Here is a 13,722-nt window from a genome sequence, read left to right as displayed (position 1 = left end):
CATTGCCTGTGGAGACCGCCATGAACAACCTCATGCCCCATCAACCCCAGCACAACCACAACGTGCTGGCCGCCCTGCCCCCGCCCGGCCGGGTCGGCAAACCGTCGGTGGACGATATCTACCCGCGGATCTTCGACGCCATCCTCGAACAACGCATTGCCCCGGCCAGCCGCTTCACCGAGGAAAGCCTGGGGGATGTGTTTGGTGTCAGCCGCAGTGTCATTCGCCGCGTTCTGGCGCGCCTGTCTCATCAGCAAGTGGTGATCCTGCGGCCCAACCACCGGCCACAAGTCGCTGCGCCAGACCTGGAGCAGACCCGGCAGATCCTCCACGCTCGCCGCCTGGCTGAGCAGACCCTGGTGCGCTTGGCCTGCAGGGCGCCGCAGCCCAAGGACTTGCAACAGCTGCGCGATCTGGTGGAACGCGAGCGCCAGTGCCTGGATCGTGGTGAACGTGGCCCGGCGATCCGCCTGTCCGGCGAGTTTCATCTGCAACTGGCCGCCATGGCCGGCAACGCGCCGTTGATGCAATTTCTCGGCAGCCTGGTGCCGTTGACCTCGTTGGCCCTGGCGCGACACGAGATCAAGTCCCGCCGGCACTGCGCCTGGCAGGAACACCTGGCAATCGTCGACGCAGTGGAAGGCCGCAACGTCAACGAAGCGGTGCGGCTGATGGACGAGCACCTGGACCATCTGGAGCAAAAACTGCTGCTGGCCGCAGGTACGGGTTCGTCAAAGTAGCGCGGCTTCGAAACCGGCGCGGATCTTCTCTTCCGGCAGTTCGTCGGCGATGAACACGATCACGCTTTCCCGGGCTTCGCCGGGGGCCCATTCGGTGTCCCAATCGAAACCGTACAACTTGAGCACGCCCTGGAACACCAACCGACGGGGTTCGCCCGCGATGTTCAGCACGCCCTTGTAGCGCAGCAATTGCTTGCCGTGTTCTTCCAGCAACTGGTTCATGAACTCGCTGAGCTTGTCGATATCCAGCGCCTTGTCGGTACGCAGCACCAGGCTGCTGATGCGATCGCCCGGGGTGGCCTTGCCGACCGGTCGCAGGCTGAACCCCGCGCCCAGGTCCGCATTGAGATTGAAGCCGCGGATGTCGAGCAGCTCGGCCAGGTCGATCTTGCCGTGCTCGACCACCCTGATGGGTGCCCGTCGGTTGATGCGCGTCAGGCGCTCGCCAAGGGCCTGGACCTGGGCCGCGTCCACCAGATCGGTCTTGCTCAAGAGCAGGCGGTCGGCAAACCCGACCTGGGCCTGGGCGATGGCCTGGGTCAGGTGGACATCGGCATGAGCGGCGTCCACCAGCGTAAGAATGCCGTCGAGGATATAGCGCTCGCGCAGGTCCTCGTCGATGAAGAACGTTTGCGCCACCGGGGCCGGGTCGGCCAGGCCGGTGCATTCGATGACCAGGCGATCGAAGGCGATCTCGCCGCTGTCCAGCCGCTCGAGCAACAGGTACAGGGCCTTGGTCAGGTCGGTGTGGATGGTGCAGCACACGCAACCGTTGGCCAGGGTCATGACTTGCACCGGCTCGTCGCCCAGCAGTTGGGTATCGATGCCGGCATCGCTGAATTCGTTCTCGATCACGGCGATTTTCAGGCCGTGCTCGGCCTTGAGCAGATGGCGCAACAGCGTGGTCTTGCCGGCGCCGAGGAAGCCGCTGAGGATGGTGACCGGGATGGGAGAGGACAAACTGAATCTCCTTGATGCCTGAAAGGGAAGCGGTTTTGTGGGAGCGAGCCTGCTCGCGAAGGCGGTGGATCAGTCGACATTATCATTAACTGACACTCCGCTATCGCGAGCAAGCTCGCTCCCAAAGGGGATCTGTGGTGTATGCACATCTTGAGACCACCCCAAAAACAACTGTGGGAGCGAGCTTGCTCGCGAAGGCGGTGGGTCAGTCAACATCAATGCTGCTGATCCACCGCCTTCGCGAGCAAGCCCGCTCCCACATGGGGTTCGAGGCTACCTCAACTCAACAGCACTTGGGCCCACCCTTGCCACCGTAACGGGCCTCCTGGCGTTCGCGAAAGAACGCCTCGTAGTCCATCAACGGTTTGTCCGGGTGCTTGGTTTGCATGTGCTCGACGTAGTTGTCGTAGTCGGGCATGCCGACCATCAGGCGGGCGGCCTGACCGAGGTATTTACCCAGGCGACTCAAGTCATTGAACATCGTTGCAATCCCCTATCAAGCGTCCGGCAAGGCCTGGAATGGCGCTTCCTTGTCCGTGCGTTCCTTGGTGCCCCAGGCGGCGATGCCGACCTTGAGCGCGTAGAACAGGATGCTGAAGACCACGAACAGGAACAAGGCCGTCAGCGTCGCGTTGGTGTAGGCGTTGAACACCACGTGCTGCATCTGCTCGATGCTCTTGGCTGGAGCCAGGACCTGGCCGGCGGCCAGGGCATCGTTGTATTTGCGCGCCAGGGCCAAAAAGCCGATCGCCGGGTTGGCGTCGAACAGCTTGATCAGACCCGCAGTGGTGGTGCAGATCAGCAGCCAGACCGCCGGCAGCATGGTCACCCAGACGTAGCGCTGGCGCTTCATCTTGATCAGGACCACGGTGGCGAGCATCAGGGCGATACCGGCCAGCATCTGGTTGGAGATGCCGAACAGCGGCCACAAGGTGTTGATGCCGCCCAGCGGATCGATCACGCCCTGGTACAGCAGGTAACCCCACATCGCTACGCAACCGGCGGTGGCGATCAGGTTGGCCGGCCAGGATTCGGTGCGCTTGAGCGAAGGCACGAACGAGCCCAGCAAGTCCTGCAGCATGAACCGCCCGGCACGGGTGCCGGCGTCCACCGCGGTGAGGATGAACAGCGCTTCGAACAGGATCGCGAAGTGGTACCAGAACGCCATGGTGTTCTCACCCGGCAGCACCGAGTGCAGGATCTGCGCGATACCGACCGCCAGGGTCGGCGCACCGCCGGCACGGGCCAGCACGGTGGTCTCGCCGATGTCCTTGGCCACCGCTTGCAGCGCCTCGGGGGTGATTGCAAAACCCCAGCTGCTGACGGTCTGGGCCACGGCCACCACGTCACCGCCGACGATCGCCGCCGGGCTGTTCATGGCGAAGTACACGCCCGGCTCGATGACCGAAGCCGCGACCATGGCCATGATCGCCACGAAGGACTCCATCAGCATGCCGCCGTAACCGATGTAGCGGGCGTTGGTTTCGTTATCCAAGAGCTTGGGCGTGGTGCCCGAGGAGATCAGCGCGTGGAAGCCCGAGACCGCGCCGCAGGCGATGGTGATGAACAGGAACGGGAACAGGCCGCCCTTCCATACCGGCCCGGTGCCGTCGGTGAACTGGGTCAGCGCCGGCATTTTCAGCTCGGGCATGGTGACCAGGATGCCGATCGCCAGGGCGACGATGGTGCCGATCTTGAGAAAGGTCGACAGGTAGTCCCGCGGCGCCAGGATCAGCCACACCGGCAGCACCGCCGCGACAAAACCGTAGCCGATCAGCATCCAGGTGATCTGGATCCCGGTGAAGGAAAAGGCCTTGGCCCAGACCGGATCGGCAGCGATCTGCCCGCCCAGCCAGATCGAGCCCAGCAGCAACAGCACGCCGATGAGCGAGATTTCACCGATGCGGCCCGGGCGGATGTAGCGCATGTAGATGCCCATGAACATCGCGATCGGGATGGTCGCCATCACCGTGAAGATGCCCCACGGGCTCTCGGCCAGGGCCTTGACCACGATCAGCGCCAGCACCGCGAGGATGATGATCATGATCAGGAAGCAGCCGAACAGCGCGATGGTGCCGGGGATGCGGCCCATTTCCTCACGGACCATGTCACCCAGGGAACGCCCGTTGCGGCGGGTGGACAGGAACAGGACCATGAAGTCCTGCACCGCACCGGCCAGCACCACGCCGGCGATCAGCCAGAGCGTACCGGGCAGGTAGCCCATCTGCGCCGCCAGCACCGGCCCGACCAGCGGCCCCGCGCCGGCAATGGCCGCGAAGTGGTGGCCGAAAAGAATGTGTTTGTTGGTCGGGACGTAGTCCAGGCCATCGTTGTTGAGCACGGCGGGAGTAGCCCGGCGCGCATCGAGTTGCATCACGTTGTTGGCGATGAAGAGGCTGTAGTAGCGGTAGGCGACCAGATAGATGGCCACGGCTGCGACGACGATCCAGAGGGCGTTGATCGCCTCGCCTCGACGCAATGCCACGACGCCCAGGGCGCACGCTCCCACGACGGCCAGCAGTAGCCAGGGTAGATGGCGCAGCAGGCTATTATTGTTTTTCATTTTTATATTCCAGCCAGGGTGACAAGAAAGATAGCCATTGGAGTTTAGCGCTAACCCGGGCAAAGGCCATACTCGACGTTCGTTTGTCAGCAGCCGAACGGTGACGATGCCCCGTCAGTTGGGTCTATAGTCAGTGAATCTCCAGAGGGAATGCGTAATGAGCGAACGTCGCCGCTTCGTACGAGTTGACTTCAATGCCAGGACCGAGCTGAGCCAGGGCCCGTTCATCTGGCCGGTAGAGTTGCTGGATCTGTCCCTCAAGGGGTTGCTGATCAAGAAACCCGAACCCTGGCTTGGCGATATCGAGCGCCCCTTCATGGCCGATATTCATTTGAGCCCTGATGCCGAGATCAAAATGGAAGTTCGTTTGGCCCATGATGACCATGGTCACCTGGGCTTCGCCTGCGAGCACATTGACCTGGACTCCATCGCACACCTACGCCGGCTGGTAGAGCTGAACGTGGGCGACCATGACGAGTTGGAGCGGGAGTTGGGGGCGTTGATCCAGATCTGAGCAGCCCTGCTCCAGCCTCCAGTATTTGATCGTTCCCACGCTCTGCGTGGGAATGCATCCCGTGACGCTCTGCGTCACACTCCAGAATCGGAACGCGGAGCGTCCCTGGCGGCATTCCCACGCAGAGCGCGGGAACGATCGGTAATCGAGTCGCCTGCATCGCGAGCAAGCTTTGCTCCCACATACAGTCCTTGCGCAATTGCCAGGGTTATTCGAACAACGCATCCAACGCCTGTTCCAGGCGTGTCACGGCAATGATCTGCAACCCCGGCGGGGCTTCCTTCGGCGCGTTGCCCTTGGGCACGATGGCGCGTTTGAAGCCGTGCTTGGCCGCTTCCTTGAGCCGCTCCTGGCCACTGGGTACCGGCCGCACTTCACCCGACAGCCCGACTTCGCCGAACACCAACAGGTCGTGGGGCAGCGGCCGGTTGCGCAGGCTGGACATGACCGCGGCCATCAACGCCAGGTCGGACGCGGTTTCCAGCACCTTGACCCCACCCACGACGTTGAGGAACACGTCCTGGTCGTGAGTCGGAATCCCGCCGTGTCGATGCAACACCGCCAGCAACATGGCCAACCGATTCTGATCCAGGCCCAGGGTGACCCGGCGCGGGTTCGCCAGGTGGCTGTCGTCCACCAGCGCTTGCACTTCGACCAGCATCGGCCGAGTGCCTTCCCACGTTGCCATGACCACGCTACCGGGGACTTCTTCCTGGGCACGCGTCAGAAAGATCGCCGAAGGGTTTGAGACTTCTTTCAGACCTCTGTCGGTCATGCCGAACACACCTAGTTCGTTGACAGCGCCAAAGCGGTTCTTCACCGCCCGCAGCAAACGCAGGCGCCCATCGGATTCGCCTTCGAAATACAACACGGTATCGACCATGTGCTCCAACACCCGCGGCCCCGCCAGTGCGCCTTCCTTGGTAACGTGGCCCACCAGGAAAATCGCCGTGCCACTCTGCTTGGCGTAGCGCACCAGCAACGCCGCGCTTTCGCGCACCTGGGACACACCGCCCGGGGCCGATTGCAGTTGTTCGGTGAAAATCGTCTGGATCGAGTCGATCACCATCACCTTGGGTTTTTCCAGGCGCGCCGTGGCGATGATGGTCTCGATGCAGGTTTCGGTCATGACCCGCAACTGGTCCTGGGGCAAGCCCAGGCGCCGGGCGCGCATGGCGACCTGCTGCTGGGACTCTTCGCCAGTGACATACAGCGCCGGCATGCGGGTGGCGAGGTTGCACAAGGTTTGCAACAAGATGGTGGATTTGCCGATGCCCGGATCGCCGCCGATCAGCACCACCGAACCGTCCACCAGGCCGCCGCCCAGCACGCGGTCCAGTTCACCGGATGCGGTGGAGAAACGCGGGATTTCTTCGACACTGACTTCGGCCAGGGTCTTGATCTGCGCCTGCTGACCGGCCCAGCCCGTGCGACCGGTGGGTGCCGCCGCGCCGCCGCTTTCCACCATGGTTTCAGTCAGGGTGTTCCAGGCCCCGCATTCGCTGCACTGGCCGGCCCATTTGGGAAAGGTCGAGCCGCACTCGGTGCAGCCGTACATGCGCTTTGCCTTGGCCATCTGAACTCCGGGTAAAAACCGCGATGATAGCCCACGCGGAGGTCAACGCGGGGCCGGCATTCTGATTTCACCCCTCGCCAGATCCACCGCAGTGTTGCCCAACGGGTCCTGGGCCTGCAGATCGGCGCCCTTGGCCTTCAAGGCATCGAGCAATTCATCCCGTTTGAACAGGCCGGCATACATCGCCGCGGTCTGCCCGGCGCCGTTGCGTTGGTCCGGGCTGCAATCGGTGGACAGCAAACGACGGGCGATCTGCACTTCGCCCTTGAAAATGGCGCCCATCAGCGCCGTGTTACCGCGTTTGTCCTGGGCACAGGCATCGGCGCCAGCGGCCAGCAGCCGCTCCACCGCCGGGCCGTGGCCGTGATAAGCCGCCAAAATCAGCGCGGTGTAGCCCTTTTCATCCTGGGTATTGAGCGAGTAACCGGCCTCGATAAAAGTCTCGAGCATCGGCACATCGCCGCGGCGAGCGGCGTCGAAGTAGTAGTTTTGCAACTGTTCTTGTACGGCGGCCGGTTCGGTGGGTATTGGCTGATCGGCCAGTACGCCCAGTGACCAGGTCGCAAGCATCGATAAAAGAAATCTGCGCATCATGACGTCTCCTCTGGCAGATGACTGTGGGGGCATGGTTGTGGGAGCACGGCTTGCCCGCGATGCAGGCAACTCAGTCCGGTTTCAGACCCCAGCGCCTGTATCGCGAGCAAGCTTTGCTCCCACAGGTCATGCACCTGCCTGGCTGTGGATCAGTCAGTCAGTTTTTCCGCCAGGGCCTTGACCCGGGCCAAGTCACCTTTGGCGACACGGGCCACGCCAGTACCGTACTCAGGGTCAGCCTTGTAGAGGAACGACAGGATGATGTGCTTGCTCTCGTCATCGGTGGTCGCCAAAGAGCCGCCGAAGCTGTCGATCAGGTCATCACGCTCTTTCTTGCTGAACGAGCGATACAAATCACCGGCCTGCTTGAAGTTCTGCTCGCGCTGGATCTTCGCCTGCTGGGTGCTGCCGCTCAGCGCGGTCTGGCTGTAGCGTGCCGCTTGCGGTTCTTCACGCGGCGTCAGGCGACTCGGCTGATAGTTCACGCCGGTGCTGGTGCTGCCTGGATTCATCGCACCGTCCTGGTTACCGTTGTTCACCGCCACCTTGGGGGCGTTGATCGGCAGTTGCAGGGCATTGGCACCCAGGCGGTACATCTGCGTGTCAGCGTAGGAAAATACTCGCCCCTGAAGCAAACGATCCTCGGAAGGTTCGATACCCGGTACAAGATTGGCCGGTGCCATGGCGACCTGCTCGGTTTCCTGGAAAACATTCGCCGGATTGCGGTTCAAGACCATTTGCCCGATTTTTCGCTCAGGCACACCCGGCCAGATCTTGGTCGCGTCCAGTGGGTCGAAGTCAAACTTGGCAAGGTCCTGTGGATTCAGCACCTGGATGTACAAGTCCCATTTCGGGAAGTCGCCCTTATTAATATGATTCACCAGATCATTTGTCATATGGCTGTAATCTTGGCCTTGAACTTTCACAACTTCTTTCGGATCGAGATTTTTCAGCCCCTGCAAACTTTTCCAATGAAACTTCACGTAATGAACTTCACCCTTGGCGTTAACCAGTTTGTAGGCATGTACACCGTTACCGTCCATCTCACGGTAACTGGCCGGTGTCCCGGAGTTGGAATACAACTCGGTCAGGGTGCGGGTCGATTCTGGAACATGGGAGAAGAAATCGAAGCGGCGTGAATCATCGTCCAGGTTGGTCCGCGGGTCGGGTTTGAAGGCGTGGACCATGTCCGGAAACTTGATGGCATCGCGGATGAAGAAGGTCGGGAAGTTGTTACCCACCAAGTCCCAATTACCGTCGGCGGTGTAGAACTTCGTGGCGAAACCACGGGGGTCGCGCAGGGTTTCCGGCGAATGATTGCCGTGCACCACGGCAGAAAAACGCACGAACACTGGTGTGACCTGGCCTGCGGCAAAGACTTTGGCCTTGGTCAGGTCGCTGAGATCGTCGGAAACCGTGAAGGTGCCGTGGGCGCCGGTCCCACGTGCATGCACCACGCGCTCGGGGATGCGTTCACGGTCAAAGCGCTGGAGCTTCTGGATCAACTGCACGTCTTGCAACAAGGTCGGGCCATTGGGGCCTGCCGTTTGCGAGTTCTGGTTGTCGCCGACAGCCGCACCATTGTCCCGGGTCAGGGTGGCCGCGTTGACAGACAAGGACAAAAGGCTCGCGGTCAGCACAAAAAAAGCGCGGCGATGGGAATAAGCCCCGTGGCCAAGGGAAGTGTTCATAGGCGTGTTCCTCTGATGTTATAGAGCGCATCCATGTGCGCCATCCAGAGGCTAGTGCTCGAAAAAGGAAAACCTAAATAGAAATGCCGTACCGCATCGATAGAAAAAACGTTGTGGGGCGCCAGGCTGAAACCGCGTATCACGCGCGATTGATGGCACTTTGAAAACTTTTCACCCAAGGCCAGGTCGATAACTGAAGCTTTGTAAGCAGGCGTTTCGAGCAGGACTCGTTGGGCTGATTTACACTGCCACTCATCTTTCATTTGTTACAAGGAATAGCTCATGGGCGTGCTAAGCGAGTTCAAGGCCTTCGCGGTCAAAGGCAATGTCGTCGACATGGCCGTCGGGATCATCATCGGTGCCGCTTTCGGCAAAATCGTTTCGTCATTCGTTGGCGACGTGGTCATGCCTCCCATCGGCCTGCTGATTGGTGGAGTGGACTTCAGTGACCTGGCCATCACCCTCAAGGCCGCCCAGGGTGATGCGCCTGCCGTGGTACTGGCCTACGGTAAATTCATCCAGAGCACCATCGACTTCATCATCGTGGCGTTCGCCATTTTCATGGGCGTCAAGGCGATCAACCGCCTCAAGCGCGAAGAAGCCGTAGCCCCCAGCGCGCCTCCTGTTCCGACCAAGGAAGAACTGCTGCTGAGTGAGATTCGCGATCTACTCAAGGCCCAGAACGAGCGGCCCTGAGGCAGTCAGTCACTGACGCCTCTTGTGGCGAGGGGATTCATCCCCTCGCCACAGTCCTACCAGTAGTTTTCCACCGCCACCTGCCCCGGCCGACGGGTCAGGCTCAGTTGCAGCCCCCTGGCCTTGAGCAGCTTGCGCGTGTCATCGATCATTTGCGGATTGCCGCACAGCATCACTCGCGAATGCTCCGGCGTCAGCGCTACGCCGGCCGCCCGCTCCAGCTCGCCATTTTCGATCAGCGTGGTGATCCGCCCACTGAGCGCCCCCGGATGCTGCTCACGGGTGACGGTCGCAATGAAATGAAACTTATGAGCGTACTCGGCCAGGTAGTCGCGCTGGGGCAGCTCCTTGATCAGCGCCTGATACGCCAGCTCCTGCGCCTCGCGCACGCTGTACACCAGGATGATCCGCTCGAATTTTTCCCAGGCCTCAAAATCCTGGAGGATAGAAAGAAACGGCGCCACCCCCGTCCCGGTGGACAACAGCCACAAATCCCGACCATCGACAAAGCGATCCAGCGTCAGATAGCCGAAAGCCTGGCGATCCACCAACAGTTCGTCACCCGGTCGCAGGCGGCTAAGCTCACTGGTGAACTCGCCATCGGGAACCACGATGGAAAAGAACTCGAGGAACTCGTCGAACGGCGAAGACACCATGGAGTACGCCCGCCAGACGGCGGTCCCGTCCGCCTTGACGACCCCCAGCCGGGCAAACTGACCCGCCCGAAAACGAAAACCGCGGTCCCGGGTCGTGCGCAAAGTAAACAAATGAGGCGTCAACGGCTGGACATCGAGCAGGGTTTGGCGGCTGAACTTCTCTGCGCTGTCGGTCATGAGCCACTCCAATGGGACGAGACTTGCAGTGTCCCGCAAAGCGAGCGTCTTCACCACCGATGACGAGTAATGGCACTTTAGCCACAAACAACGTCTGACCAACAAAATCTTTTACCTAACTTATACAAACCTCACAGAACTGTAAAAATAGCCAACTAAAAAGTTCAGTTCCTTAAACATCTCAGAATGTAAGCAAACTAAAAAAAACTCACTACAAATTAAGAATAGTCCTACACTCAAATTTCGCATCATGGATTGGATCCGCATGAACGAATCAAACCCAGGAGAGAGCGATGGACAAGTGGAAAGACTTGTTATTGAGGAAGCTATCCTGCGAAAAGGACCTGCAGACGGCCTATCGTCTGGTTCTGAATTTCTTTAATAATCAGGGATTTGAATATTGCGCATTTGCAGCCTATCTAGGAAGCCCCGACAAGCACACCAGCAAAGTGAACCTGAATAACTACCCTTATGGATGGGACAGACTTTATGAACAAAATGGCTATGCGTCGAACGATCCATTAGTAGCACATTGCAATCAATCACCACTCCCCATCTTGTGGGATGAGACTGTCTTTGCTCAAGCCCCCAAGTTATGGCGAGAACTTAATCGACAAGGACTCAAGTACGGCTGGACCCAGTCCGTTCATGATGAACAGGGCGCACATTGCAGCCTGTTCAGCCTCGCACGGAGCCACTGTCCCATCGATATCGAGGAACACTATGCAAATCTCGGCTATGCCATCTTCGCCAGTCAAAGGCTGCATGCACTCGCCAGCAAAAAATTGTCTGACGCCCTCGCAATCCAGCCCAAATGCCACCTGTCACCCAGAGAGATCGAAGTGTTGAGGTGGTCTGCCGAAGGCAAGACGGCGTCGGAAGTGGGCAGGATTCTCTGTCTTTCCGAACGGACCGTGAATTTCCATGTGTGCAGTTGCATGCGAAAACTGAACGTCAGCAATAAAATTTCAGCGGTGGCAAAAGCCGCCCAGATCCATGTGATCTGAACAGTGGAGTGACAGCGCCGGGCTGAAAAACCCGCGAGTAATGTGCAACAAAAAAACGTACCATTTACGGTTCCACTTGGATGATGCCGCTTCTTGCACGCGACGCAGTTCATTCAGGCGGTCCCGCACAGACACCTATCTCCAGGCAGCGGGACATTCGTTGATCTCCAGAGTCCCCAGCCATGCCCCTGCTCGACAGCCCCTTCGCCCAACTCGACCTGATCCGCCAACCCGAACAGCAGAACGAACCGCTGCAAGCCTTCGATGCGGCCGATGAATACCTGCTCGCGTACCTGGCCGAACAACAGCCGAGCGCGCAGACTCGGGTCCTGGTGCTCAATGACAGCTTCGGCGCCCTGGCCGCCAGCCTGGCGGGCAACGTCCTGGTAACCAGCAGCGGTGACTCCTTCCTGGCATTGCAGGCGCTGGAGAAAAACCTGGTGCGCAACGGCCGCTCCTTCGATGCGGTGCCGACGCTACCTGCCAGCGAGCCGCTGACCGGCCCGTTCGATCGCGTCCTGGTCAAAGTACCGAAAACCCTGGCCTTGCTGGAGGAACAGCTGATTCGCCTGCAAGGCCAACTCGCGCCAGGCGCCCAAGTGATTGCCGGGGCCATGATCAAGCACCTGCCCCGGGCCGCTGGCGATTTGCTGGAGCGGTATATCGGCCCGGTGCAGGCCTCCCTGGCGGTGAAAAAAGCACGGCTGTTGATTGCCACGCCACAACCTGGCTCTTCACAAGGCAGTGCGCCGATCGTATCGCCCTACCCCACGCGTTACTGGCTGGACGAGCCGAAGATCGAGCTGCTCAACCACGCCAATGTGTTCTGCCGCGAAGGCCTGGACATCGGCACCCGCGCGTTCCTGCCACATCTGCCGAAAAACCTCGGGACGGCACGGGTCGCGGACCTGGGGTGCGGCAACGGCGTGCTAGCCATCGCCAGTGCCCTGCAAAACCCCGAGGCCCACTACACCCTGGTGGACGAGTCGTATATGGCCGTGCAATCGGCCGCCGAGAATTGGCGTGCGGCCCTGGGCGAACGCGAAGTGACCCTGCGGGCCGGTGATGGCCTGGCCGGACAAGAGGCGCAGTCACTGGACGTGGTGCTGTGCAATCCGCCCTTCCACCAGCAGCAAGTGGTGGGCGATTTCCTCGCCTGGCGGATGTTCCAGCAGGCTCGCGAAGCGCTGGTGGTGGGCGGCGCGCTGTACATCGTCGGCAACCGGCACCTGGGTTACCACAGCAAATTGGCGCGGTTGTTCCGCGGTGTCGAGCAAGTGGCCGCCACGCCGAAATTCGTGATCCTCAAAGCCCGCAAATAAATCGTCCCCTGTGGGAGCAAAGCTTGCCCCCACAGAGAAATCAGTGGGTGGTCAGCCCTGCGGCATTCATGAACATCCGCATCAGGCTGGCAACGATGAACAGCGCCAGCACACTGCCGGCCCAGATCAGCGCCAGCCAGCCGAGCCGCTGCCAGAGTGGCTTGCGTTCGGCGGCCTCGATGTCTTTCAAGTCAGGTTTGGCCATGCTCGACGCCCTCAATGGTAGCCGTCGTCATGGGTCACCTTGCCGCGGAACACGTAGTAGCTCCAGAAGGTGTACACCAGGATCAACGGAATGATGAACAGCGTGCCGACCAACATGAAGCCCTGGCTCTGGGGCGGTGACGAGGCGTCCCAGATCGAGATGGACGGCGGCACGATGTTCGGCCACAGGCTGATGCCCAAGCCGCTGTAGCCAAGGAAGATCAGCACCAGAGTCAGGATGAAGGGCGTGTAGTTGGCGTTGCGCGCCACGGCGCGGAACAATCCGTACATGGTCACCAGCACCAGGATCGGCACCGGCAGGAACCAGAACAGGTTCGGCAAGGTGAACCAGCGGGCCGCGATGTCCGCATGGGCCAGCGGTGTCCAGATGCTGACAATGCCGATCACCGCCAGCACCACGAACGCCAGCGGCCGGGCCAGGTCATGCATCTGCTCTTGCAGCTTGCCCTCGGTCTTCATGATCAACCAGGTGCAGCCGAGCAACGCGTAGGCCGCGATCAACGCCAGGCCACAGAACATCGTGAATGGCGTGAACCAGTCCAGGGAGCCACCGGCGAACTGGCGATTGACCACCTCGAAGCCGTCGATGAACGCCCCCAGCGCCACCCCCTGGAAGAAGGTGGCCGTCAGCGAACCGCCAATGAATGCCTTGTCCCAGAGGTGGCGCTTCTCAGCCTTGGCCTTGAAGCGGAACTCGAAGGCCACGCCGCGGAAGATCAAGCCGATGAGCATCAGGATCAATGGCAGGTACAGCGCCGAAAGCACCACCGAATAAGCCAGCGGAAACGCCCCGAACAGCCCGGCACCGCCCAGCACCAGCCAGGTTTCGTTACCGTCCCAGACCGGTGCCACGGTGTTCATCATCACGTCGCGGTCGCGCTCGCCCTTGACGAAGGGGAAGAGAATGCCGATCCCCAGGTCGAAGCCGTCCATGACCACGTACATCATGATGCCGAAGATGATGACCACGGCCCAGATCAGCGGAAGATCAATACCCATGA

Annotated in this window: 14 protein-coding genes; 5 read left to right on the top strand and 9 right to left on the bottom strand. The window is 60.6% G+C overall.

Annotated features, from left to right (window positions below):
* Positions 1 to 20 precede the first annotated feature (20 nt).
* Positions 21 to 740, top strand: a complete 720-nt coding sequence (locus AB4O22_RS00290; RefSeq protein WP_038858937.1) for a GntR family transcriptional regulator — start codon at positions 21 to 23, stop codon at positions 738 to 740.
* On the opposite strand, the gene yjiA is transcribed toward AB4O22_RS00290, so the two are convergent.
* The 3 genes from yjiA to AB4O22_RS00275 all read right to left on the bottom strand — a co-directional run bounded on the left by yjiA (position 732) and on the right by AB4O22_RS00275 (position 4,263).
* Positions 732 to 1,700 carry a GTPase gene (gene yjiA, locus AB4O22_RS00285; RefSeq protein WP_013694246.1) on the bottom strand — a complete coding sequence of 323 codons (969 nt, stop codon included), beginning with the start codon at positions 1,698 to 1,700 and terminating at the stop codon, positions 732 to 734. The genes AB4O22_RS00290 and yjiA overlap by 9 nt on opposite strands.
* Before the next feature lie 283 nt (positions 1,701 to 1,983).
* Entirely contained in the window at positions 1,984 to 2,181 is a 198-nt protein-coding gene (locus AB4O22_RS00280) for a YbdD/YjiX family protein (protein ID WP_003201656.1), read from the bottom strand.
* Between the two features lie 15 nt (positions 2,182 to 2,196).
* Positions 2,197 to 4,263, bottom strand: coding sequence for a carbon starvation CstA family protein (locus AB4O22_RS00275; RefSeq protein WP_003205773.1), 2,067 nt, complete (start codon positions 4,261 to 4,263; stop codon positions 2,197 to 2,199).
* A gap of 157 nt (positions 4,264 to 4,420) precedes the next feature.
* On the opposite strand from AB4O22_RS00275, the gene AB4O22_RS00270 reads away from it, so the two are divergent.
* Positions 4,421 to 4,777, top strand: a complete 357-nt coding sequence (locus AB4O22_RS00270; protein WP_223472250.1) for a PilZ domain-containing protein — start codon at positions 4,421 to 4,423, stop codon at positions 4,775 to 4,777.
* A 208-nt stretch (positions 4,778 to 4,985) separates the two neighbouring features.
* Here the strand turns inward: AB4O22_RS00270 and radA are convergent, their stop codons facing one another.
* The 3 genes from radA to katB all read right to left on the bottom strand — a co-directional run bounded on the left by radA (position 4,986) and on the right by katB (position 8,638).
* On the bottom strand, positions 4,986 to 6,353 hold the full coding sequence (gene radA, locus AB4O22_RS00265; protein WP_003185644.1) for a DNA repair protein RadA: 1,368 nt from the start codon (positions 6,351 to 6,353) through the stop codon (positions 4,986 to 4,988).
* Between the two features lie 42 nt (positions 6,354 to 6,395).
* Positions 6,396 to 6,944: an ankyrin repeat domain-containing protein gene (locus AB4O22_RS00260; protein ID WP_038858508.1), complete on the bottom strand. Its 549-nt coding sequence runs from the start codon at positions 6,942 to 6,944 to the stop codon at positions 6,396 to 6,398.
* Positions 6,945 to 7,096: 152 nt separating this feature from the next.
* Positions 7,097 to 8,638, bottom strand: coding sequence for a catalase KatB (gene katB / locus AB4O22_RS00255; protein WP_460095753.1), 1,542 nt, complete (start codon positions 8,636 to 8,638; stop codon positions 7,097 to 7,099).
* A gap of 282 nt (positions 8,639 to 8,920) precedes the next feature.
* On the opposite strand from katB, the gene mscL reads away from it, so the two are divergent.
* Positions 8,921 to 9,334, top strand: a complete 414-nt coding sequence (gene mscL, locus AB4O22_RS00250) for a large-conductance mechanosensitive channel protein MscL (RefSeq protein WP_003205779.1) — start codon at positions 8,921 to 8,923, stop codon at positions 9,332 to 9,334.
* Positions 9,335 to 9,390: 56 nt separating this feature from the next.
* On the opposite strand, the gene AB4O22_RS00245 is transcribed toward mscL, so the two are convergent.
* A complete protein-coding gene (locus AB4O22_RS00245; protein ID WP_003205780.1) occupies positions 9,391 to 10,167 on the bottom strand; it encodes a ferredoxin--NADP reductase in 777 nt (258 codons plus the stop codon).
* 293 nt (positions 10,168 to 10,460) lie between these two features.
* Between AB4O22_RS00245 and AB4O22_RS00240 the strand changes: the two genes are divergently transcribed.
* Together AB4O22_RS00240 and AB4O22_RS00235 are read left to right on the top strand one after the other, a co-directional pair.
* A complete protein-coding gene (locus AB4O22_RS00240; RefSeq protein WP_223472249.1) occupies positions 10,461 to 11,174 on the top strand; it encodes an autoinducer binding domain-containing protein in 714 nt (237 codons plus the stop codon).
* A gap of 182 nt (positions 11,175 to 11,356) precedes the next feature.
* Positions 11,357 to 12,496 (top strand): methyltransferase, encoded by a 1,140-nt coding sequence (locus AB4O22_RS00235; protein WP_013694248.1) that lies wholly within the window; start codon positions 11,357 to 11,359, stop codon positions 12,494 to 12,496.
* Between the two features lie 40 nt (positions 12,497 to 12,536).
* Here the strand turns inward: AB4O22_RS00235 and AB4O22_RS00230 are convergent, their stop codons facing one another.
* A complete protein-coding gene (locus tag AB4O22_RS00230) occupies positions 12,537 to 12,701 on the bottom strand; it encodes a DUF2474 domain-containing protein (RefSeq protein WP_003205785.1) in 165 nt (54 codons plus the stop codon).
* An 11-nt stretch (positions 12,702 to 12,712) separates the two neighbouring features.
* Entirely contained in the window at positions 12,713 to 13,720 is a 1,008-nt protein-coding gene (gene cydB / locus AB4O22_RS00225) for a cytochrome d ubiquinol oxidase subunit II (RefSeq protein WP_003205787.1), read from the bottom strand.
* Between the last annotated feature and the right edge of the window lie 2 nt (positions 13,721 to 13,722).

The sequence above is a fragment of the Pseudomonas sp. S3_B11 genome (genome assembly GCF_054667715.1).
This window is presented reverse-complemented; position numbering and strand designations above follow the sequence as displayed.

What these genes read in the sequence shown, in the direction of transcription:
- AB4O22_RS00290 (WP_038858937.1), top strand. Translation starts at nt 21, where the DNA reads ATGAACAACCTCATGCCCCATCAACCCCAGCACAACCACAACGTGCTG.
- AB4O22_RS00280 (WP_003201656.1), bottom strand. Translation starts at nt 2,181, where the DNA reads ATGTTCAATGACTTGAGTCGCCTGGGTAAATACCTCGGTCAGGCCGCC.
- AB4O22_RS00275 (WP_003205773.1), bottom strand. Translation starts at nt 4,263, where the DNA reads ATGAAAAACAATAATAGCCTGCTGCGCCATCTACCCTGGCTACTGCTG.
- AB4O22_RS00270 (WP_223472250.1), top strand. Translation starts at nt 4,421, where the DNA reads ATGAGCGAACGTCGCCGCTTCGTACGAGTTGACTTCAATGCCAGGACC.
- radA (WP_003185644.1), bottom strand. Translation starts at nt 6,353, where the DNA reads ATGGCCAAGGCAAAGCGCATGTACGGCTGCACCGAGTGCGGCTCGACC.
- AB4O22_RS00260 (WP_038858508.1), bottom strand. Translation starts at nt 6,944, where the DNA reads ATGCGCAGATTTCTTTTATCGATGCTTGCGACCTGGTCACTGGGCGTA.
- katB (WP_460095753.1), bottom strand. Translation starts at nt 8,638, where the DNA reads ATGAACACTTCCCTTGGCCACGGGGCTTATTCCCATCGCCGCGCTTTT.
- mscL (WP_003205779.1), top strand. Translation starts at nt 8,921, where the DNA reads ATGGGCGTGCTAAGCGAGTTCAAGGCCTTCGCGGTCAAAGGCAATGTC.
- AB4O22_RS00245 (WP_003205780.1), bottom strand. Translation starts at nt 10,167, where the DNA reads ATGACCGACAGCGCAGAGAAGTTCAGCCGCCAAACCCTGCTCGATGTC.
- AB4O22_RS00240 (WP_223472249.1), top strand. Translation starts at nt 10,461, where the DNA reads ATGGACAAGTGGAAAGACTTGTTATTGAGGAAGCTATCCTGCGAAAAG.
- AB4O22_RS00235 (WP_013694248.1), top strand. Translation starts at nt 11,357, where the DNA reads ATGCCCCTGCTCGACAGCCCCTTCGCCCAACTCGACCTGATCCGCCAA.
- AB4O22_RS00230 (WP_003205785.1), bottom strand. Translation starts at nt 12,701, where the DNA reads ATGGCCAAACCTGACTTGAAAGACATCGAGGCCGCCGAACGCAAGCCA.
- cydB (WP_003205787.1), bottom strand. Translation starts at nt 13,720, where the DNA reads ATGGGTATTGATCTTCCGCTGATCTGGGCCGTGGTCATCATCTTCGGC.